Annotated in this window: 19 protein-coding genes and 5 tRNA genes; 16 read left to right on the plus strand and 8 right to left on the minus strand. The window is 62.1% G+C overall.

Annotated features, from left to right (window positions below):
* Nucleotides 1–275 precede the first annotated feature (275 nt).
* Both HMPREF2736_RS02630 and HMPREF2736_RS02635 read right to left on the minus strand, forming a co-directional pair.
* Complete coding sequence (locus tag HMPREF2736_RS02630; RefSeq protein WP_070423032.1) at nt 276–473, minus strand: DUF3073 domain-containing protein; 198 nt, start codon at nt 471–473, stop codon at nt 276–278.
* Nucleotides 474–602: 129 nt separating this feature from the next.
* Complete coding sequence (locus HMPREF2736_RS02635; RefSeq protein ID WP_070828828.1) at nt 603–1,661, minus strand: CAF17-like 4Fe-4S cluster assembly/insertion protein YgfZ; 1,059 nt, start codon at nt 1,659–1,661, stop codon at nt 603–605.
* A gap of 22 nt (nt 1,662–1,683) precedes the next feature.
* On the opposite strand from HMPREF2736_RS02635, the gene HMPREF2736_RS02640 reads away from it, so the two are divergent.
* On the plus strand, nt 1,684–2,580 hold the full coding sequence (locus HMPREF2736_RS02640) for an aminodeoxychorismate lyase (RefSeq protein ID WP_070423034.1): 897 nt from the start codon (nt 1,684–1,686) through the stop codon (nt 2,578–2,580).
* 6 nt (nt 2,581–2,586) lie between these two features.
* Here the strand turns inward: HMPREF2736_RS02640 and HMPREF2736_RS02645 are convergent, their stop codons facing one another.
* Nucleotides 2,587–3,252 (minus strand): heme-binding beta-barrel domain-containing protein, encoded by a 666-nt coding sequence (locus HMPREF2736_RS02645; RefSeq protein WP_070482164.1) that lies wholly within the window; start codon nt 3,250–3,252, stop codon nt 2,587–2,589.
* Nucleotides 3,245–3,970, minus strand: a complete 726-nt coding sequence (locus HMPREF2736_RS02650; RefSeq protein WP_070828829.1) for an LmeA family phospholipid-binding protein — start codon at nt 3,968–3,970, stop codon at nt 3,245–3,247. The genes HMPREF2736_RS02645 and HMPREF2736_RS02650 overlap by 8 nt, the downstream gene beginning before the upstream one ends.
* Nucleotides 3,971–4,001: 31 nt before the next feature.
* Between HMPREF2736_RS02650 and mshD the strand changes: the two genes are divergently transcribed.
* From mshD to pstB, 5 genes are all read left to right on the plus strand, one after another.
* Nucleotides 4,002–4,883, plus strand: coding sequence for a mycothiol synthase (gene mshD / locus HMPREF2736_RS02655; protein WP_070828830.1), 882 nt, complete (start codon nt 4,002–4,004; stop codon nt 4,881–4,883).
* A gap of 160 nt (nt 4,884–5,043) precedes the next feature.
* Entirely contained in the window at nt 5,044–6,162 is a 1,119-nt protein-coding gene (gene pstS / locus HMPREF2736_RS02660) for a phosphate ABC transporter substrate-binding protein PstS (protein ID WP_070828831.1), read from the plus strand.
* 100 nt (nt 6,163–6,262) lie between these two features.
* The gene (gene pstC / locus HMPREF2736_RS02665) at nt 6,263–7,246 is read left to right on the plus strand and encodes a phosphate ABC transporter permease subunit PstC (protein WP_083279510.1); all 984 of its coding nucleotides are present in this window, start codon (nt 6,263–6,265) and stop codon (nt 7,244–7,246) included.
* A gap of 15 nt (nt 7,247–7,261) precedes the next feature.
* Nucleotides 7,262–8,182, plus strand: a complete 921-nt coding sequence (pstA, locus tag HMPREF2736_RS02670) for a phosphate ABC transporter permease PstA (RefSeq protein WP_070828832.1) — start codon at nt 7,262–7,264, stop codon at nt 8,180–8,182.
* Between the two features lie 36 nt (nt 8,183–8,218).
* A complete protein-coding gene (gene pstB, locus HMPREF2736_RS02675; protein ID WP_070828833.1) occupies nt 8,219–8,995 on the plus strand; it encodes a phosphate ABC transporter ATP-binding protein PstB in 777 nt (258 codons plus the stop codon).
* Here pstB and HMPREF2736_RS02680 read toward each other — a convergent pair.
* Both HMPREF2736_RS02680 and dusB read right to left on the minus strand, forming a co-directional pair.
* On the minus strand, nt 8,992–9,720 hold the full coding sequence (locus HMPREF2736_RS02680) for a phosphate signaling complex PhoU family protein (protein WP_246822042.1): 729 nt from the start codon (nt 9,718–9,720) through the stop codon (nt 8,992–8,994). The genes pstB and HMPREF2736_RS02680 overlap by 4 nt on opposite strands.
* Nucleotides 9,721–9,744: 24 nt before the next feature.
* On the minus strand, nt 9,745–10,905 hold the full coding sequence (dusB, locus tag HMPREF2736_RS02685; RefSeq protein ID WP_070828834.1) for a tRNA dihydrouridine synthase DusB: 1,161 nt from the start codon (nt 10,903–10,905) through the stop codon (nt 9,745–9,747).
* 190 nt (nt 10,906–11,095) lie between these two features.
* On the opposite strand from dusB, the gene HMPREF2736_RS02690 reads away from it, so the two are divergent.
* The 8 genes from HMPREF2736_RS02690 to HMPREF2736_RS02725 all read left to right on the plus strand — a co-directional run bounded on the left by HMPREF2736_RS02690 (nt 11,096) and on the right by HMPREF2736_RS02725 (nt 14,584).
* The gene (locus HMPREF2736_RS02690) at nt 11,096–12,604 is read left to right on the plus strand and encodes an acetyl-CoA hydrolase/transferase family protein (RefSeq protein ID WP_070423043.1); all 1,509 of its coding nucleotides are present in this window, start codon (nt 11,096–11,098) and stop codon (nt 12,602–12,604) included.
* A gap of 70 nt (nt 12,605–12,674) precedes the next feature.
* Nucleotides 12,675–12,747: transfer RNA gene (locus HMPREF2736_RS02695), tRNA-Lys, on the plus strand.
* A gap of 107 nt (nt 12,748–12,854) precedes the next feature.
* Nucleotides 12,855–13,661 (plus strand): zinc transporter ZupT, encoded by an 807-nt coding sequence (gene zupT, locus HMPREF2736_RS02700; protein WP_070828835.1) that lies wholly within the window; start codon nt 12,855–12,857, stop codon nt 13,659–13,661.
* Nucleotides 13,662–13,719: 58 nt separating this feature from the next.
* Nucleotides 13,720–13,792, plus strand: a tRNA-Glu gene (locus tag HMPREF2736_RS02705).
* Between the two features lies 1 nt (nt 13,793).
* Nucleotides 13,794–13,870 (plus strand) — tRNA-Asp (locus HMPREF2736_RS02710).
* Nucleotides 13,871–14,060: 190 nt separating this feature from the next.
* Nucleotides 14,061–14,134: transfer RNA gene (locus HMPREF2736_RS02715), tRNA-Asp, on the plus strand.
* A 17-nt stretch (nt 14,135–14,151) separates the two neighbouring features.
* Nucleotides 14,152–14,224 (plus strand) — tRNA-Phe (locus HMPREF2736_RS02720).
* Nucleotides 14,225–14,284: 60 nt separating this feature from the next.
* The gene (locus HMPREF2736_RS02725) at nt 14,285–14,584 is read left to right on the plus strand and encodes a GNAT family N-acetyltransferase (RefSeq protein WP_070423045.1); all 300 of its coding nucleotides are present in this window, start codon (nt 14,285–14,287) and stop codon (nt 14,582–14,584) included.
* On the opposite strand, the gene epsC is transcribed toward HMPREF2736_RS02725, so the two are convergent.
* Together epsC and cysK are read right to left on the minus strand one after the other, a co-directional pair.
* Nucleotides 14,581–15,171 (minus strand): serine O-acetyltransferase EpsC, encoded by a 591-nt coding sequence (gene epsC, locus HMPREF2736_RS02730; RefSeq protein ID WP_070423046.1) that lies wholly within the window; start codon nt 15,169–15,171, stop codon nt 14,581–14,583. The genes HMPREF2736_RS02725 and epsC overlap by 4 nt on opposite strands.
* Nucleotides 15,172–15,281: 110 nt before the next feature.
* Entirely contained in the window at nt 15,282–16,217 is a 936-nt protein-coding gene (gene cysK / locus HMPREF2736_RS02735; protein ID WP_070482153.1) for a cysteine synthase A, read from the minus strand.
* A gap of 280 nt (nt 16,218–16,497) precedes the next feature.
* Between cysK and ramA the strand changes: the two genes are divergently transcribed.
* Both ramA and murA read left to right on the plus strand, forming a co-directional pair.
* On the plus strand, nt 16,498–17,343 hold the full coding sequence (ramA, locus tag HMPREF2736_RS02740; protein WP_070828837.1) for an acetate metabolism transcriptional regulator RamA: 846 nt from the start codon (nt 16,498–16,500) through the stop codon (nt 17,341–17,343).
* A 47-nt stretch (nt 17,344–17,390) separates the two neighbouring features.
* Nucleotides 17,391–18,647, plus strand: coding sequence for a UDP-N-acetylglucosamine 1-carboxyvinyltransferase (gene murA / locus HMPREF2736_RS02745; RefSeq protein WP_070482168.1), 1,257 nt, complete (start codon nt 17,391–17,393; stop codon nt 18,645–18,647).
* The last annotated feature ends 69 nt before the right edge of the window (nt 18,648–18,716 follow it).

Genomic DNA, 18,716 nt, shown 5'->3' on the forward strand with positions numbered 1-18,716 from the left:
TGTGCCCCAATGAGGGCACACTCTTTTCGTTGCTACACCTGATCGTCTAGCACCCCCCGCAAACCTAGCTAGACGGTCTCGAAACCGCCTTCACAAACCCCCAGGTGATAACGACCACCATGGTCAACACGGAGCTCATCGTCTGGTTCCACAAACACAGAGCTAGACGACCAGGGAAAACAGCAGGCCAGGACCGTCGAGCAGAAGCGCAGAAGGCCCCAGGCAACGCAAAAGCACCCCGAGCGAGCGGGGTGCACTTTTACGTGAAGGGTGGACTAGCGGTCGTCGTCCTCATCCCAGTTGGCGTAGTCGGCGTACTGGTCGTCCACCTCGGAGTCGTCGTCATCCCACCTGCGGCCCGGGGTCTTCCCTGCAAGCTCGCGTTGGAGCGAGGCGAGATCCATTTCAGGAGTGTTGTACTTCAGCTGGCGAGCAACCTTGGTCTGCTTGGCTTTTGCGCGTCCGCGGCCCATGGCGTGACCCCCTTGAGGTGGTTCTGGGCGGCCCATGTGTGGGCGGCCTCTTATGATTCTTCGTTATTTTCCTGTAGGACACTATAGCTTGAGTATCTTAAAAATGCCCCTTAGGTGTCCCACCTGCGGTTATTTTGGCGTCATGCCGCCACGACGAAGCTGATCAACAGCTTTGCGGCCCGCACGTTCACCCTCATCTTGTGGCAACGAGGAGGGGTCGACGGAGGCTGCAGCGCCCTGGATTTCCAGGGGAACCTCCAACGCGGAACGCTTCACTAGGGCGAGAGCCACCGGACCTTCGTCGGCATCGTGTACGACGGTGCCGAGTCGGCCGACGTTTCGTCCGCCGGCGGTGATCTCCGCACCGGGCACTGGTTCTTCAGGGGCGGAGCCATCGAGCTGGAGTTTGACCAGCAGGCGCGGGGATCGGCCGAGGTTTTCCACTCGGGCAACGGTTTCCTGGCCGCGGTAGCAGCCCTTCTCCAGGTGGACGGCACCGATGTGGTCGCCACGATTGATGAGGTAGGGGGCTTCGTGGGGGATGGAGCGCTCGTCGAGGTCGGCGCGCTGCTCCGGTTCGCCGGCGGCGACGCGCAGGGCGGTAAACGCCATCAGACCGGCCAGTGGAAACTGTTCGGCGATCGCGTTGAGTTGCTCGCGGGGCACGGCAATATCGGTGCGGTGCACCCCACCCCAGTCGTCGATGACGCGAGTGAATACAGCGCCTTCAACCTGGGCAGCAGCAGGGCCAAGCAGCGTGACCACAGCAAGATCGGTTTGCTCCACGGTCACCTCGGACCAGAACACCATGCGCTGCAGATAGGTCAGCAGGCTTTCTGCCTGGTAGGAGGGGGTGTCCAGGTAAAACACGTCATCGGCTACGGCGATATCGGCGTGGTGCAGGATGCGCCCCTGTGCGTTGAGGTCGAGGGCGGAGGCGGTGAACCCGGAGGTGGCGTCGTCAAGCTTTTGCGATAGCAGGTTGTTGAGGAAACCCGGCGCATCAGGGCCGGACACCGCAATGACGGCGCGGTTGGAGCGGTCGACGGCGACGGTATCTCTGGTGGCCTTGCGTTGTTCCCCCAACGGATCGCCGTAGTGCCAGGCGACGCCGGTGGCGTCGAGAAGCGAATCGCCCGGAAGCTCCGCAGCACCCGGCTTGGCCAAAAGAACCGATGCGTAACCCATGGGCGCCTATCATAGGGGCATTATGTCTATTGCACCGCTCGCGCCTGCGCCCGTGATCTATCTCGTCGAACCGTACGGCGGGTCCGTACGCCGCCAAAACACCAACATGCCCCACGTGTTCTGGGACGATGCGGTGGTCACGCGCGGCGATGGGATCTTTGAAAGCATCCTCATTCGAGATGGCAAACCGCTCAACCTGGAGAAGCATCTCGAGCGCTTCGCCCGGTCGGCGGAACTGATGGATCTGCCGGAGCCGGGCGCGGCCCACTGGGAGCGCGCCACCGAGGAGGCGGTCGCCGATTATTGCCGTGAGCGCGGCGGCACCGAAGGCGTGGAGGCGAAGTGCGTATGGACGCTCTCACGCGGCCGTGAAACCACCGGCGTTGCAACTGCTTGGCTGACCATTCGCCCGCTTGACGACGACACCCTGGCACAACGCGAACGCGGCGTCTCTGTGCTCACTACCCCACGCGGCTACACCGTCACGGGCGATGCGCCGTGGATGCGCGAAGGTGCGAAAACGCTCAACTATGCGGCGTCGATGGCGGCGCTGCGTTGGGCGAAAGCCGGAGGCGCGGACGATGTCATCTACATCGATCCCGACACCGGACGCGTGCTCGAGGGGGTGACCTCGTCGGTGGTCATGGTGAAGAAGGGCGGGCGGTTGCGCACACCGGCACCGGGGCCGGGTGTGCTGGCCGGCACCACCCAAGCCGCCCTGTTTGAATACGCCGCCGAGCAGGGGTGGAAGTGCAAGGCGAAGGACATCTACCTCAACGAACTGTTCAAGGCGGAGTCGGTGTGGCTGGTGAGCTCGACGCGCATCGCCACCCGGGTCAAGCGCCTGGACGGCAAAAAGCTCCCCGCTCCCGACAATGAAGCCGAGATCAAGGAGCTGATTTCCGCGGCGCTGAGCTAACCGGCCCTAGCCCGCGATGCGCTTCAACTCTGCGGACATGTACGGCACCATCTCGCCGTTGACGGCGCGCTCGTCAACCCAGCCGAGGTTGTTGTTCGGCATCAGGCCGTAGAGGCGCTTGCCCGGGCCGTGAGACTCAGGGCCGGTCTCCGTTGCGATGGTGGAGGCGCTGGTGAGCTGCCATGCACGCTCGTTGACAGGCGCGCCGTACATGATCTCAACCAAACCGCGGGAGTTGGTCAGGGTCACCTCGATTTCGTCCTTGAGAGAGATGCGCCAGAAGCCGACCTCGCGCTGGTCGGCGCCGGTGGCGTTGCCGTCCTCGTCGAGACGCCACATGCGCGACTCGAAGCGGAGGTAATTCTCACCGTCGTGGGAGACAACAAGGCGCTGGCCGAAGGCGTACTCATCGCCGTTGTCGTTGGCCTGGCCGGAGCCGGTCCACACGCCAACCAGCGGCAAAAGTGCGAGCAGGCCGTCGTGCAGGCTCGGGCCGAAGCGCAGGTTTGCGGTGTCGTCCTCGAGCGGGAAATCCTCAAAGTCGAACGTCGGGATGTTGCGGTGCGCGGTCGACTTGGACTGCTCGGACGCAAGGTTGACGGCGTCGTTGCCGCTTAAGGTTGCCGGTTTCGGCGTGTTCTCGGTGTTTTCTACGTTCTTTTCTTCACTCATGGTGTCCAAGGGTAGCTGCTTGTCCCATGGGGTTGAGGTCCGCCGGGTCAAATGCGGTGTTGATGCGGTCGCGCGAGAACTCAATCGAACCACCGCGCAACTGCACTCGGTCCGCTGGCCCGTCCAACGGCAGGGTGCGAGTGTCTAGGTCGAGGATGAACGCGGCCTGGGTTTCGGGGGAGGTGTCGTCGATAAGTTTGCTGGGGCGCATCTGGAAGATGCCGTCGATCAGACGCAGCGTAACCACAACCGTCACCGGATCTTCTGTACCCGGAACCGTGCCGGTGAGCCGGGCCTCGCTTGCGGCCCCGCCTGCGGGGGAGATGTCGTATGGGTTCGCGATGTCCAGGTCCGTGATGCCGAGGAGGGTTCCGAACCCGACGCCGTCGAGGCGCACCCGGCGGCGCACAAGGCGTGCGGTGCCCGATTCGAACTCGCCCGAAAGCGCTTCGCGTGGGTTGTCGAGGGCGAGGTCGAACACGTCCACGCCGGTCGTCGCTACGCCTGGCCCATCGACGGCGGCATCGAGGTGTTCCACGCTCACACGTGAGACGTTGCCGGTGAGCAGCGACGCCGTGTACGGGAAACCACCCACGGACGCCTGGATGCCGGGTTGGGCGACGGTGCGCTCCACGTTCGCGGCCACGATCGTGTCAGCGCCAGCCAACACAGCCAGCGCCGCCGCCACGGCGACCGCCGCTTTCACACGTGCCCGCATCGTTTCCGCCCTCCGACGTACCCTCTAAGACATGACTGTCGACATCGTAAGCGCCACCCTGCCGGAAACCCTCGTCCGCCCCATTCTGGATGCCGCCCAATCCGAAGACGGCGTCGCCGCGTTCTCCGAAGCGTTCGAGCGCGGGCTTTTCGACGACACCCTCAACCACACCCACCTCATCGCCAAAACCGGCGATAAGACCGTGGCGGTCGCCGGCATCGCTGAAGACGGCTCCACCGAACTGGCCGTCCATCCTGAACGCCGCCGCCACGGCTACGGCCGTGCCCTGGTTCAGGCCGTGCTGGAGCGCAACGCCGACGCTGGATTCTGGGCCCATGGTGACCTGCCCGCAGCGCAGGCGCTGGCACGCGACCTCGGGATGGAACCGGTGCGAGAACTCCTGGTCATGGGTACCGCGCTGGATGCTGACGTGAAGGCGGAAGTGCGCGAGGGCTACGAGCTCGTCCAGTACCCGGAGTTGGTGTCGCGGTGGGGGCGTGAGGTCGTCGATAAGCAATGGCTCGAGGTGAACAACGACGCGTTCTCCTGGCACCCCGAACAAGGCGGCTGGGACATCGCGCAGCTGCACCGGGCGATGGACACCGACTGGTTCGACGCCGACGGCGTGTGGTTCCTCGTCGCCGGCGATGAGATTGCGGGCTTCCACTGGACCAAACGACACCCAGATGGCACCGGCGAAATCTATGTCGTCGGCCTCTCCTCGAAGCACCGGGGGGAGGGAATGGGGGGACCGCTGATTCAGGCCGGACTGAACTACCTCGCGGAGTGCGGATCCTCGCAGGTCATCCTCTATGTCGAAGGCGACAACGAGCCGGCGGTAAAGCGATACCGCCAGCTCGGCTTCGATACTCGCGAGCGCCACGTGGTCTACAAACCGGCCTCCAAAAAATAGCGACTGACCTGCGGTGTTAGCCAGGATTTTACGAGTTCACCAACAGTTCACCCAATCAGCAACCAGGGATTAACCGGCGCTGTCTAGGTTTTGTGTCGTAAGTGATCGGACATCTGCCTGGTGTTCCGGACCGAACAGTTAAATACCTGAAAGGTTCCCCGTGATTCGTAACTTCAAGCGCACCGCCGCAGTCATCGGCGTCGTAGCAGCCTCCTCCGCCACCCTCGTCGCTTGCGGCGGCTCCGACGACACCGAAGGTGCAGCAGGTACCGAAGCGGAATCCACCGCAGCGGCCGAAAAGGGCGACTACGAGCTCTACAGCCAGCAGGGTGACATCCTCGCTGAGGGCGCATCCTCCCAGCAGAACGCCATCGACTACTTTGCCTCCGTCTACTCCGCAGAGGTCCCGGGTGCTTCCATCGCCTACACCCCGTCCGGCTCGGGCGCTGGCCAGAAGAACTTCATCGCCAACCAGGCTGTCTTCGCAGGTTCTGACTCGCCGCTGAAGGACGACCAGGTTGAGGCTGCTGCACAGCGCTGTGGCGGCAACGAGGCATGGCACCTGCCGTTCGTCATCGGCCCGGTTGCTATCGCCTACAACCTCGAGGGTGTCGACGAGCTCAACCTCACCGTGGACAACATCGTCGAGATCTTCCAGGGCGTCATCAAGACCTGGAACGACCCGAAGATCGCAGAGGCTAACCCGGGCGTTGAACTGCCGGACACCCCGATCAACGTCTTCTACCGCTCCGACGAGTCCGGCACCTCCGACAACTTCCAGAAGTTCCTCGCAGCCGCATCCGACGGCAAGTGGGAGTCCTCCGGCAAGGCGTTCCCGAACGCAGTGGGCACCGGCGCCAACGGCTCCTCCGGTGTGGCACAGGAAGTCTCCGCTACCGACGGTTCCATCACCTACGTCGAGGCTGGCTTCGCTGACAAGAAGGCCAACATCGACTTCGGCAACGGCCCGGTCGAGCTGACCAACGAGTCCGTGGCGAAGACCCTGGACAACCTGACCTTTAAGACTGAGGGTCACAACATGGTCGTCGACGCCGACGCCCTGTTCGCCACCGACACCGCCGGCGCTTACCCGCTGGTGCTGACCACCTACGAGATCGTCTGCTCCGCGGGCTACGACGAGGCAACCTCCAAGATGGTCAAGGACTTCCTCAACATCGCCCTCGACCACCAGGATGCAGAGCTCGAGGCTGAGGGCTTCATCCCGGTCACCGGCGCACACGCTGAGCGTCTGCGCGAGGCGATCAACGCCATCCAGTAAGGCCAACCGGCCGACGACCCCCGACTGAGCTCAATGACATCGGGGGTCAATTGCTGTAGTCCACCCCGTTTCCCTCCATCTTTCCCAAGGATCCGAGCACATGGCTGACAATGACGTTGCGGTAGCGGAACGCACCGCGCGGACCTCCGGACGCGTGAAGCGCCCCGGAGACCGGTTCTTCGAAATCTTCTCCACAGCATCTGCAACGCTGATCACCGTCCTCGTTGCTGCCATTGGTATCTTCCTGCTCGCGCAGGCGCTGCCGCCGCTGATGCGTAACGACGGCGGCGTGCTCGGCTTCTTCACCTACGGTGGCCCGTGGCAGACCGCAGACCTGGACGCGATGCAGTTCGGTATTCCGAACCTGTTCTTCTCCACGGTGACCATCTCCATCATCGCGCTGATCATCGCGATGCCGGTCGCCCTCGGTGTTGCACTGTTCTTGTCCAACTACTGCCCGCAGCGCCTCGTGCGCCCGCTGGGCACCCTGGTGGACATGCTCGCAGCCGTGCCGTCGATCGTTTACGGCCTGTGGGGCGCACAGGTGCTTGGCCCGAAGTTGGGCAAGTTCTACGAGTGGGTCAACAGCTGGGGTGGCGATTTCTTCCTGTTCGCCACCTACCAAAACTCCCCGCCGTTCTCCACGGCCCGCAACGTCATGACCGGTGGCATCGTGCTCGCCATCATGATCCTTCCGATCATCGCGGCAACCGCCCGCGAGATCTTCGTACAGACCCCTCCGGGACAGATCGAGTCCGCACTTGCCCTCGGCGCAACGCGCTGGGAGGTCATCCGCATGACCGTCATCCCGTTCGGTCTGTCCGGCTTCATCGCAGGCTCCATGCTCGGCCTTGGCCGCGCACTGGGTGAGACCATGGCGCTCTACATGGCGGTCGCACCGGCAAACGATTTCCGCGGTTCGCTTTTCGACGGCGGCACCACCTTCGCAACCGCCATCGCCAACGCCGCAGCCGAGTTCAACAACCCGGTGTCCGCCGGCGCCTACATCGCAGCAGGCCTGGTGCTGTTCCTGCTGACCTTCGTCGTCAACTCGATCGCGCGCGCGATCGTCAACAAGAAATAAGGAGCGGAGCGAAACATGTCTACTGCAGTATCCAAACCGGCTGAGACAGCCCGCCCCGAAAACCCATTCATCGACATTGCCGCAGGCCGCAAGACCACCAACTCCATCATGGGTGGGCTGATGTGGTTCTGCATGTTCCTCGCACTTGTCCCGCTGCTGTGGCTGCTGTTTACCGTGGTCTCGCGTGGTTGGCACGCCATCGTGGACCCGGCGTGGTGGACCTCCGACATGGTCGGCGTCCGTGCCTCCAAAGAGGGCGGCGGTGCGCTGCACGCGATCATCGGTACGCTCATGCAAACTCTGATCGCGTCGCTGTTCTCCATCCCGATCGGCGTGTTCACCGCGATCTACCTGGTTGAATACTCCAACGGCAACCGTTTGGGCCGGCTTACCACCTTTATGGTGGACATCCTTTCCGGTGTGCCGTCGATTGTTGCAGCACTGTTCGTCTACGCCCTGTGGATCACCATCCTGGGCCAGCAGCGCTCCGGTTTCGCTGTCTCCCTCGCACTGATCCTGCTCATGGTGCCGGTCGTTGTGCGTAACACCGAAGAGATGCTGCGCGTTGTGCCGATGGACCTGCGCGAAGCTTCCTACGCACTTGGTGTGCCGAAGTGGAAGACCATCGTGCGCATCGTGCTGCCGACCGCACTGTCCGGCATTGTCACCGGCATCATGCTGGCAATCGCCCGCGTCATGGGTGAGTCCGCACCGGTGCTGATCCTCGTCGGCTCCACCCCCGCAATTAACTGGTTCGACATGTTTGACAAGCCGCAGTCCTCGCTGCCGCTGTACATGCTGGACATGTGGAAGTCCGGCGCCACCGGCCCGGCCAACGACCGACTCTGGGGCGCAGCACTGACGCTGGTCATCCTCGTTGTCACGTTGAATCTGCTCGCACGCTTCATCGCGAAGCGCTTCTCGGTCAAGAAGTAACCACCCGCCCGCGTCCCCAGTCAGGAGAACTCACAGATGTCCACCAAGCTCGAACTCAACGACGTCAACATCTACTACGGCGACTTCCACGCCGTACAGAACGTCAACATGCAAATCCCCGCCAAGTCGGTCACCGCGTTCATCGGCCCGTCCGGCTGCGGTAAATCCACCGTGCTGCGCACCATCAACCGCATGCACGAAGTCATCCCCGGCGCCTCCGTCAAGGGCGAGATTCTTCTCGACGGCCGCGACATCTACGGCAAGAACGTCGACCCAGTGTCCGTGCGCAACACCATCGGCATGGTGTTCCAGAAGGCAAACCCGTTTCCGACGATGTCCATCGAAGACAACGTCGTCGCCGGCCTGCGCCTGGCAGGGGAGAAGGACAAGAAGAAGCTCAAGGAAGTCGCGGAGCAGTCCCTGCGCGGCGCGAACCTGTGGGACGAAGTGAAAGACCGTTTGGACAAGCCGGGTGGCGGCCTCTCCGGTGGTCAGCAGCAGCGCCTGTGCATCGCTCGTGCGATCGCGGTGCGTCCTGAGGTGCTGCTTATGGACGAGCCCTGCTCGGCCCTCGACCCCATCTCCACCCTTGCAGTGGAGGATCTCATCCACGAGCTGAAGGACCAGTACACGATTGTCATCGTGACCCACAACATGCAGCAGGCAGCCCGCGTGTCCGACAAGACCGCGTTCTTCTCGCTCGAAGCCACCGGCCGCCCGGGCCACCTGGTGGAGTTCAACGACACCACCACGATCTTCGAAAACCCGGAGCAGAAGGAAACCGAAGACTACATCTCCGGCCGCTTCGGCTAAGGCTTGCGGAACTTGCGCTCGATGGTGGCGAACTTCTCCAGATTCTCGTAATCAGGTTCGTCCCGCTGGCGCAAGTACGCCTCAGGCCTCAGGCCGGTGACCAGAAACACCATCTGGCCGGCAATATCTACGCAGCGGTCTGCGTAGCGCTCGTAGTAGCGCGAAATCATCGACAGGTCTACGGCCTCACGAGTGGAGTATTCCCACTCCCGGTCGGAGACCAACGTGCTTAAGAACGCGCGCATGTCGTCGACGCCCTCGTCGATAGTGTGCAGCTCAACTGCCACATCCGGATCCGGATCATCCAACAATGCTCGGGTGGTGGCACCCATCGCAGCCACCAACCGGGTCATTTCCTCGACGTAGCCGTGCAGCGGCGGCGGATACACCGACGCGGGGTGGCGCTGGCGCACCAGGACTGCAATGTTGCGGGCGAGCGAACCCATGCGTTCGAAATATTCCACTAGGTGGATCGCAGCCAGCACCTGACGCAGGTCAGTCGCCACAGGGTTCTGCAGCGCGAGCAAGCGCATGCTGCGCTCCTCGCACCGTTCGCCGATTTCCGTGAGGTCGTCGATCAGGGTCAGGGCCGTTTCGGCGTCATCAAGCGACTGCTCAAGAAGGCCCTTCGACGCGTGCCCCATGATGGTGCGCACCGTGTCGCACATGGTCATGAGGTCCTGGTTAAAGGCCTCCAGAGTCTCTCGGTAGGCGGCTCTCAGCATGCGCTTCATGCTACGCGCTCGCAGTTAACCACCGTTATTCTCAATTTCTGCGCCCTCAGGGACGGTGTCGTCCTCTGGATCGTCCAACCAGCCCTCCGGCAAGGCGATCTTGCCGGCTGAACCTTGGCGGCCGCGCGCGTCATCCGCATGCTCGGCCATTGCTTCAGAATCCGCGATGGGGGCGAGGCGCTCCTTCAACTCCGCAAGAGACGTCACTTGGGCAAGCGACTTGCGGAATTCCCCGCCTACCGGGAAACCACGCATGTACCAGCCGGTGTGCTTGCGGATGTCGCGGCACGCGTGGTGCTCACCGTCGTGCTCTGCCAACAGCTCTGCGTGGCGGTAGATGATGCTGGCTACCTTGCCCAGGGTCGGCTCCGGCGGGATCTCCTCGCCGCGCAACTGCGCGCCCAGTTGCGCGAACAGCCACGGGCGCCCAAGGCAGCCGCGGCCGACCTCCACGCCGTGGCAGCCGGTTTGCTCCATCATTTTCGCCGCATCGTCGGCGGCGAAGATGTCGCCGTTGCCGATCACCGGCACGCCGGTACCGTCCATGTGCTCCACAAGGCGGCCGATTTCGTCCCAGTGCGCCGCGCCCGAGTATCGCTCCGCGCCTGTGCGGGCATGCAGTGCCACTGCAGCGGCGCCTGCTTCGGCGGCGATGCGGCCAGCGTCCAGGTGCGTGTGGTGGTCTGCGTCAATGCCGATGCGGAACTTCACCGTAATTGGAATGCCGGAGCCTTCCGCAGCGCGCACCGCGGCGCTGACGATGTTGCCGTACAGACGGCGCTTGTATGGGATCGCACAGCCTCCGCCCTTGCGCGTGACCTTCGGCACTGGGCAGCCGAAGTTCATATCCACGTGATCGGCGATATCTTCCTCGACGATCATCCGCACGGCTTCATACGTGAACTTGGGGTCCACCGTGTACAGCTGCATCGACCGCGGCGTTTCCACATCCGCGAAGGTGGTCATGTGCATCGTCTTCTCGTTGCGAGCCACCATCGCACGCGCTGTGATCATTTCGCAGACGTACAGCCCCGAGGATGTGCCGGTGAGTTCCTCCTCGATCTCCCGGCACAGCACACGAAACGGCATGTTGGTCACCCCGGCCATCGGCGCGAGGATGACGGGGGAGTTCAGATCGATGCCGCCGATAGTTAAGGCGGGGGCTGCGGTAGTCATAGTTCTGCCTATTGTTCACGCCCGTTGTCGCCCCGTCCAATCGTGGTTGCTACGCCCGTTCGGGGGTGATTTGGGCGTCGATAAGCATTTGCTTTGCGACGAGACCACACACCCTCATGGCAATGAGTGATGGGTCACAATATGGTGGGGGTGTTACCTGAACGGATTTAACAGGATTGAGGGAGATCACATGAGCGATCGTATTGCTTCCGCCAAGTTGCGTGACAAGGTCATGACCGCCGAAGAGGCCGTCCAGTTTGTCAACCACGGCGACAAGGTTGGTACTTCCGGCTTCACCGGTGCGGGCTACCCGAAGGCCATGCCGGCCGCAATTGCAGAGAAGGCAAAGGCCGCCCATGCGAAGGGGCAGGACTTCTCCATCGACTTGTACACCGGCGCCTCCACGGCACCGGAGTGCGACGGCGTTCTCGCTGAGGCAGGCGCGCTGCGTTACCGCATGCCGTACCAGTCTGACCCGACCATGCGTAACAAGATCAACGCTGGCGAGATGAAGTTCCAGGACATTCACCTGTCCCACTCCGGCATGATGGTCGAGCAGGGCTTCTTCGGTGACGTTGACCTCGCCATCGTCGAGGCAGTGCGCATCACCGAAGAGGGCAACATCGTCCCGTCTTCCTCTGTTGGTAACTCCGTGGAGTTCCTCAACGCAGCTAAGAAGATCATCATCGAGGTCAACTCCTGGCAGTCCGAGGAGCTCGAGGGCATGCACGACATCTGGCTCGTGCCGCCGCTGCCGAACCGTATCCCGATCCCGATCACCAAGGCTGGCGACCGCATCGGCAAGACCTACATCGAGATCGACCCGGAGAAGGTCGTCGCAGTCATCGAGACCAATGACGCTGACCGCAATGCACCGTTCAAGGCACCGGACGAGGTATCCGAGCAGATCGCTGGCAACTTCCTCGACTTCCTGGAGAACGAAGTCAAGGCCGGCCGCCTCACCTACGACGGCTACGTTATGCAGTCCGGCGTGGGCAACGTCCCGAACGCCGTGATGGCAGGCCTGATGGACTCCAAGTTTGAGAACATCCAGGCCTACACCGAGGTCATCCAGGACGGCATGGTCGACCTGATTGACGCCGGCAAGATGACCGTCGCCTCTGCAACCTCCTTCTCCCTGTCGCCCGAGTACGCAGAGAAGATGAACAACGAGGCATCCCGCTACCGCGAGTCCATCATCCTGCGCCCGCAGTCCATCTCCAACCACCCGGAGGTCATCCGCCGCACCGGCCTGATCGCCTCCAACGGCATGATCGAGGCGGACATCTACGGCAACGCCAACTCCACCCACATCAACGGCTCCCGTCTGATGAACGCCCTGGGCGGCTCTGGCGACTTCACCCGCAACGCCTACATTTCCTCGTTCATCTCCCCGTCCGTGGCCAAGGATGGCGCCATCTCCGCAATCGTGCCGATGGTTTCCCACGTCGACCACACCGAGCACGACGCCATGGTCTTCATCACCGAGTACGGTGTCGCCGACCTGCGTGGCCTCGCCCCGCGTGATCGTGTGGCAAAGATGATCTCCATCGCCCACCCGCAGTACCGTCCGCTGCTGGAGGAGTACGTCGAGCTCGCCGCGAAGTGCAAGTACCAGGCAACCCCGCACGACCTGCGCCACGCCTTCGACTTCCACACCCGCATCCAGGAGACTGGCACCATGCTGAAGGAGAACTAAAACCTCCTTCCGGCGCGCGTGCAGGGCGATTACCGCACGCGCGCACATGGGGGCTACACTTAACCCCCGCGGGCCTTTAGCTCAGTTGGTAGAGCTACGGACTTTTAATCCGCAGGTCGTGGGTTCGATCCCCACAGGGCCCACCGTGAGCCCCGGCTAACGCCGGGGCTTTTCGCGTTCTTGGGCCCCCTTCTGTGCGGGGTTGACGGGTTTGCGAGTGCCACAAGGTGGAACCAGCTAACCTGCGCGTATGGATATCAGTACCGCCACGCCCACGGCCGTCGGCATCGCCTTGGGGATCTCGTTGTTGGCCGGGCTATCCACTGGCTTCGGCGGGCTGATCGTCGCCCTGAAACGTGCTCCAGGCGCGGGTTTTCTCGCTGGGGCGCTTGGGTTCTCGGCCGGTGTGATGGTCTACATCTCGTTTGTCGAGCTGCTGCCTCAAGGAATCGAGGGGCTCGCTGAAGCAGGCAGCCCCCGTGCGGAACTCTGGGGCACCGTCGCCTTCTTCGCGGGAATCGGGCTGATCGCGCTTATCGACCGCCTCGTGCCCGAAGAGATCAACCCCCACGAAGAACCCTCGGAAAGTGGGGTCAGTAAAGCACAGTTACGCAACGTGGGTGTCCTCAGTGCCGTTGCCATTGCCATCCACAACTTCCCGGAAGGGTTTGCCACGTTTGCCGTAGCGCTCGCGGATCCAGCCCTTGCTATCCCTCTCGCGGTGGCGATTGCGATCCACAACATCCCGGAAGGCATCGCGGTCGCGGTTCCTCTGCGGGAGGCCACCGGATCCCGCCGCAAAGCCGCCTGGTGGGCCACCCTGTCGGGCCTAGCGGAGCCGTTGGGTGCCATCGTGGGGTATTTGCTTCTCCAGCCGTTCCTGGGGCCGCAGTCGCTCGGTATCACGTTCGCTGCAATCGCCGGCATCATGGTCTTCGTCAGCCTGGACAAACTGCTGCCCACAGCAATCCAAACCGGCAAACACCACACCGCGATTTACGGGATGATTGTCGGCATGATTGTGATGGCATTCAGTCTGCTCATTTTGCCGGGCTAGCAGGCTATTTGGAGGAAATGGCGTACCTAGCTTATGATGAGCGGGCTGTCTTTTCAGCGCCCCCATCGTCTAGAGGCCTAGGACTCCGCCCTTTCACGGCGGCAACACGGGTTCGAATCCCGTTGGGGGTACGGCCCTGTGGCGCAGTTGGTTAGCGCGCCGCCCTGTCACGGCGGAGGTCGCGGGTTCAAGTCCCGTCAGGGTCGCCATCACGCCCCGAGGTTTTCCTCGGGGCGTTTTGCTTTGCGACGATGCCGTGCACGCAATCGTCGCAAAGCAACGCCCTGAAATAGTGATTGAGCAGGCGATTTGTCTGCCATGGTGAGGTCTGTGTAATGTATCGACTCGTGCAAGCGACAGTGTGAACACACTGAAGTGAGTGCGAAATAACAACATATTGGCCCTGTGGCGCAGTTGGTTAGCGCGCCGCCCTGTCACGGCGGAGGTCGCGGGTTCAAGTCCCGTCAGGGTCGCAGAACCGTGAGGTTCTGGCCAGATAGCTCAGTTGGTAGAGCACACGCCTGAAAAGTGTGGGGTCGCCAGTTCGATCCTGGCTCTGGCCACATCAGAAACGCCTCTTTCGCAATAATGCGGAAGGGGCGTTTCGCGCTATAGTCGGGCCCATGTCTGCAACACCTGAAAGCACTGTGCGCAAGAACGAGGCGGAAGGCCAGTACGAAATCCTCGTCGGCGACGAGGTCGCGGGCTACGCCACCTACACTGACCAAGACGGTGTCCGGGACCTGCCACACACCGTGGTGGATCCGAAGTTCCGCGGACAAGGCCTGTCCAAGCCTCTGATGAAATACGCGCTCGACGACGCCCGCGCCGACGGCATGCTGGTTACCCCCACCTGCCCGGCGGTTGAGCGCTACATCGAAAGCAACCCCGAATACGCCGACCTCGTCGCGGCCGAAGACTAAATGATGTAGTCGCCCTTGTTGACGTAGCAGTCCGGGTCCACCAAACGCGCCCGCTCATCCGTCTTCCGGGGGCGAATCTTCGCCGGAATCCCCACGGCAATCGAATGGGGCGGCACATCCTTCGTCACAACCGCATTCGCGCCGACAGCGGAACCCTCACCGATAACCACGGGGCCGAGCACCTTCGCGCCAGCGCCAATAGTGACGTTGTCGCACACCGTCGGGTGACGCTTCGTTTGCGTAAGCACCTGACCACCCAACGTCACGCCGTGGTAGAGCATGACGTTGTCACCGATCTCCGCGGTCTCCCCAATCACGATCCCCATACCGTGATCGATGAAAAACTTGCGCCCAATCGTCGCGCCCGGGTGAATCTCAATACCGGTAAGGAAACGATTGGCCTGCGCCAAAATACGTGCCGCGCCCTTCCAGCCGCGCTTCCACATGACGTGGCAGACACGGTGCATCCAAATGGCATGCAACCCGGAATAGACAACAGCGTTCTCAACATCGCCTCGCGCCGCAGGATCATGATCGCGGGCGTTGGCTAGATCTTCGCGGATGGTCGACACCACAGATTTGGCCATAGAAAGCATGGCGTGCAGTGTATCAACCTGTTCATTTGGGCCGACAATAAAAATTCCCCTCCCTGCCAGCGATGGTGCGGTGGCGGGGAGGGGAGTCGTCGATAAGCAGATTAGTCGCGAATGTCCTCGTAGAGGATCGTGGAGACATAGCGCTCGCCGAAGTCCGGGATGATCACAACGATGGTCTTGCCCGCGTTCTCTTCACGAGCAGCCAGCTCGAGAGCGGCCTTCACGTTCGCGCCGGCAGAGATGCCGCCGAGGATCGCATCCTTGACAGCCAGTTCGCGAGAAGTAGACACGGCATCCTCGTTGCTGACAGCGATGATCTCGTCGACAACCGTGCGGTCCAGCGTGCCCGGTACAAAGTTTGCGCCGAGGCCCTGGATCTTGTGCGGGCCAGCCTCGCCCTTGGACAGCAGCGGGGAAGCAGCCGGCTCAACCGCGACGGCCTTCACATCAGCCTTCTGCTCCTTGAGGTACTTGCCAGCGCCCGAAATCGTGCCACCGGTACCAACGCCAGCGACGATGAAGTCAACCTCGCCGTCAGTGTCGTTCCAGATCTCCGGGCCGGTGGTGGCGTAGTGGATCTTCGGGTTTGCTTCGTTCTCAAACTGACGGGCCAGGATAGCGCCCTCGTTCTTCTCGACGAGCTCGTTCGCCTTCTCCACAGCACCCTTCATGCCAGCGGCACCCGGGGTAAGCACGATCTCCGCGCCGTACGCGCGCAGCAGCACGCGACGCTCGGTGGACATCGTCTCCGGCATGGTCAGGATGACCTTGTAGCCCTTCGCTGCACCCGCGAGAGCGAGTGCGATACCGGTGTTGCCGGAGGTTGCCTCGACGATGGTGCCGCCAGGCTTCAGCTCGCCGGAGGCCTCGGCAGCCTCGACGATTGCCTTGCCGATGCGGTCCTTGACCGAGTTCGCAGGGTTGTAAAACTCGAGCTTCGCAAGAACTCGAGCCTTCGAGTTCTCGGTGATGCCCTGCAGCTCCACGAGCGGGGTGCCGCCGATGAGGTCGAGGACGTTCTTTGCAATCTTCGCCATGATGCTCCTTTAAACACGTTGATTGTTGGAGTTGCTGCCAGACAGCATACACGCCACGCTAGACAGGACGGTATAGATCTACTGAACCGATAGGTACGGGGGAGGGTTTGAAATTGCGACTTGCCCGATTGGGCTCGACTTTCCTGTGGCTCCATATCGGCGGGGCTAAATTTTGCTACCCCCGTTCGCGCGTTATGATGGTGAAGATTTTCGGCCAAGTTCAACTCCGGGTGAGCCCAAACGGGTGACCCCGGTTCGTGGAGGGCAAACAGGTATGACGATGGACGCGCAGCGCATCAAAGACGACGACGATGCGATCCGTGCGGCACTCACCGCTTTGAAAACCACAACGGGCATCCCCGTTGCCATGTACGGAACCCTCATTGCGGAAAACCGACTGCAGATCACCCAGTGGATCGGACTGCGAACCCCTGCGCTGCAGAACCTCACCCTCGATGCCGGCACCGGTGTCGGTGGTCGTGTGGTGAACACTCGCCGCGCCGCGGGTGTTTCCGACTACACACGTGCAAACACGATTTCCCACGAGTACGACAAGCAGATCCAGGACGAAGGACTGCACTCGATCGTGGCTGTGCCCGTCATTGTTAACCGTGAGGTACGTGGCGTTCTCTATGTTGGTGTCCACTCGCCTGTCCGCCTCGGCGAAAAGGTCATTGAGGAAGTCACGATGACTGCGCGTTGCCTCGAGCAAGAGCTTGCGATTAACGCAGCGCTTCGCTCTGGCGACGGTGTAGGTGACCGTGCAGGCGCCAAGGGCGGCCGTCAGATGAGCGGTGCCGAATGGGAGCAGGTGCGCTCCACCCACTCGAAGCTGCGCATGTTGACCAACCGTGTCGACGACGAAGACCTGCGCAAGGAACTTGAGCAGCTTTGCGAGCAGCTGGTTTCCCCAGTGCGCGTGAAGCAGACCACGAAGCTCTCCGCCCGCGAGCTTGACGTGCTGTCCTGTGTGGCGCTGGGTCACACCAACGTTGAAGCGGCCGAAGAGATGGGGATCGGTGCTGAGACGGTGAAGTCCTACCTGCGAAGCGTGATGCGCAAGCTTGGTGCTCACACCCGCTATGAAGCGGTGAACGCGGCACGCCGTATTGGCGCGCTTCCCTAACCCTTGACGTTCTGGAGCGCCCCGCAGAGTTCGGTACTGTTGTGGACGTGAAAGAACGTTTTTTGGTCACAGGTGGAACGCGACTCGAAGGCCTAGTGCACGTCGGGGGTGCGAAAAACAGTGTCCTCAAACTTATGGCAGCAGCGCTGCTGACCGAGGGCACGACGACACTTCGCAACTGCCCTGAGATTCTCGACGTCCCGCTCATGGGCGACGTCCTCGTCGGCCTTGGTTGTGAAGTGGAGATTGAAGGCGATGTCGTACGCATCACAACACCCGCTGAACTGTCCCCACATGCCGACTTTGACGCGGTCCGACAGTTCCGCGCTTCTGTGGCGGTGCTGGGGCCTCTCGTCGCAAGGTGTACTGAGGCGTACGTTGCGCTCCCAGGGGGCGACGCCATCGGTTCGCGCCCTCTGGACATGCATCAATCAGGGTTGGAAAAGCTCGGTGCGACGACCCATATCGAACACGGCGCGGTTGTTGCACGTGCTGAGAAGCTCCGCGGCGCCGCAATCGAGCTCGACTTCCCGTCGGTCGGCGCTACCGAAAACATTGTCACAGCAGCAGTGCTTGCGGAAGGTCGTACGACCCTGGATAACGCCGCCCGTGAACCCGAGATCGTCGATCTTTGCGACATGCTCAACGCAATGGGCGCGAATATCACTGGCGCCGGCACATCCTGTATCACCGTCGACGGTGTGGAGAAACTACACCCCACTGAACGGACGGTGATCGGCGATCGCATCGTCGCTGGCACGTGGGCATATGCCGCGGCCATGACGCAGGGTGATGTCACCGTTACCGGCGTCGCGCCTGGTCACCTGCACCTCGCATTGGCGAAGTTGAAGCTCTCGGGTGCCGAGGTGGAGACCTACGACAACGGCTTCCGCGTGCAAATGCGTCAACGCCCGAAAGCCGTCGACTATCAGACGCTGCCGTTCCCGGGCTTCCCAACTGACCTCCAGCCGATGGCGATCGCCCTGTCTGCAGTGGCAGACGGCGTTTCCGTCATTACTGAGAATGTCTTCGAAGCACGCTTCCGCTTTGTCGACGAAATGATGCGCCTTGGTGCCGACGCCAACGTCGACGGCCATCACGTAATGATCCGAGGCGTGGAAAGCCTGTCATCAACCGACGTGTGGTCTTCGGACATCCGTGCAGGTGCCGGTCTAGTTTTGGCTGGTCTTGTGGCAGACGGCGTCACCACAGTTCACGATGTGCACCACATCGACCGCGGCTACCCGGAGTTTGTTGAGAACCTCAACAGGCTTGGGGGTCATGTAGAACGTGTTAACGACTAGGCATTTACCCGCAGTAACCTGCGGGTTTGTGTTTATGTTTGGGTGTGTGTAACTTAATCCCAGTCAGCG

The organism is Corynebacterium sp. HMSC036E10 (genome assembly GCF_001836265.1).
In the GTDB taxonomy this organism is placed as follows: domain Bacteria; phylum Actinomycetota; class Actinomycetes; order Mycobacteriales; family Mycobacteriaceae; genus Corynebacterium; species Corynebacterium coyleae.

Excerpts from the sequence above, each read along its gene's own strand:
- HMPREF2736_RS02640 (WP_070423034.1), top strand. The coding sequence starts at position 1,684 with ATGTCTATTGCACCGCTCGCGCCTGCGCCCGTGATCTATCTCGTCGAA.
- HMPREF2736_RS02725 (WP_070423045.1), top strand. The coding sequence starts at position 14,285 with ATGTCTGCAACACCTGAAAGCACTGTGCGCAAGAACGAGGCGGAAGGC.
- epsC (WP_070423046.1), bottom strand. The coding sequence starts at position 15,171 with ATGGCCAAATCTGTGGTGTCGACCATCCGCGAAGATCTAGCCAACGCC.
- HMPREF2736_RS02650 (WP_070828829.1), bottom strand. The coding sequence starts at position 3,970 with ATGCGGGCACGTGTGAAAGCGGCGGTCGCCGTGGCGGCGGCGCTGGCT.
- HMPREF2736_RS02680 (WP_246822042.1), bottom strand. The coding sequence starts at position 9,720 with ATGCTGAGAGCCGCCTACCGAGAGACTCTGGAGGCCTTTAACCAGGAC.
- pstB (WP_070828833.1), top strand. The coding sequence starts at position 8,219 with ATGTCCACCAAGCTCGAACTCAACGACGTCAACATCTACTACGGCGAC.
- HMPREF2736_RS02630 (WP_070423032.1), bottom strand. The coding sequence starts at position 473 with ATGGGCCGCGGACGCGCAAAAGCCAAGCAGACCAAGGTTGCTCGCCAG.
- ramA (WP_070828837.1), top strand. The coding sequence starts at position 16,498 with ATGGACGCGCAGCGCATCAAAGACGACGACGATGCGATCCGTGCGGCA.
- HMPREF2736_RS02690 (WP_070423043.1), top strand. The coding sequence starts at position 11,096 with ATGAGCGATCGTATTGCTTCCGCCAAGTTGCGTGACAAGGTCATGACC.
- pstA (WP_070828832.1), top strand. The coding sequence starts at position 7,262 with ATGTCTACTGCAGTATCCAAACCGGCTGAGACAGCCCGCCCCGAAAAC.
- zupT (WP_070828835.1), top strand. The coding sequence starts at position 12,855 with ATGGATATCAGTACCGCCACGCCCACGGCCGTCGGCATCGCCTTGGGG.
- HMPREF2736_RS02645 (WP_070482164.1), bottom strand. The coding sequence starts at position 3,252 with ATGAGTGAAGAAAAGAACGTAGAAAACACCGAGAACACGCCGAAACCG.
- HMPREF2736_RS02635 (WP_070828828.1), bottom strand. The coding sequence starts at position 1,661 with ATGGGTTACGCATCGGTTCTTTTGGCCAAGCCGGGTGCTGCGGAGCTT.
- cysK (WP_070482153.1), bottom strand. The coding sequence starts at position 16,217 with ATGGCGAAGATTGCAAAGAACGTCCTCGACCTCATCGGCGGCACCCCG.
- dusB (WP_070828834.1), bottom strand. The coding sequence starts at position 10,905 with ATGACTACCGCAGCCCCCGCCTTAACTATCGGCGGCATCGATCTGAAC.
- pstC (WP_083279510.1), top strand. The coding sequence starts at position 6,263 with ATGGCTGACAATGACGTTGCGGTAGCGGAACGCACCGCGCGGACCTCC.
- mshD (WP_070828830.1), top strand. The coding sequence starts at position 4,002 with ATGACTGTCGACATCGTAAGCGCCACCCTGCCGGAAACCCTCGTCCGC.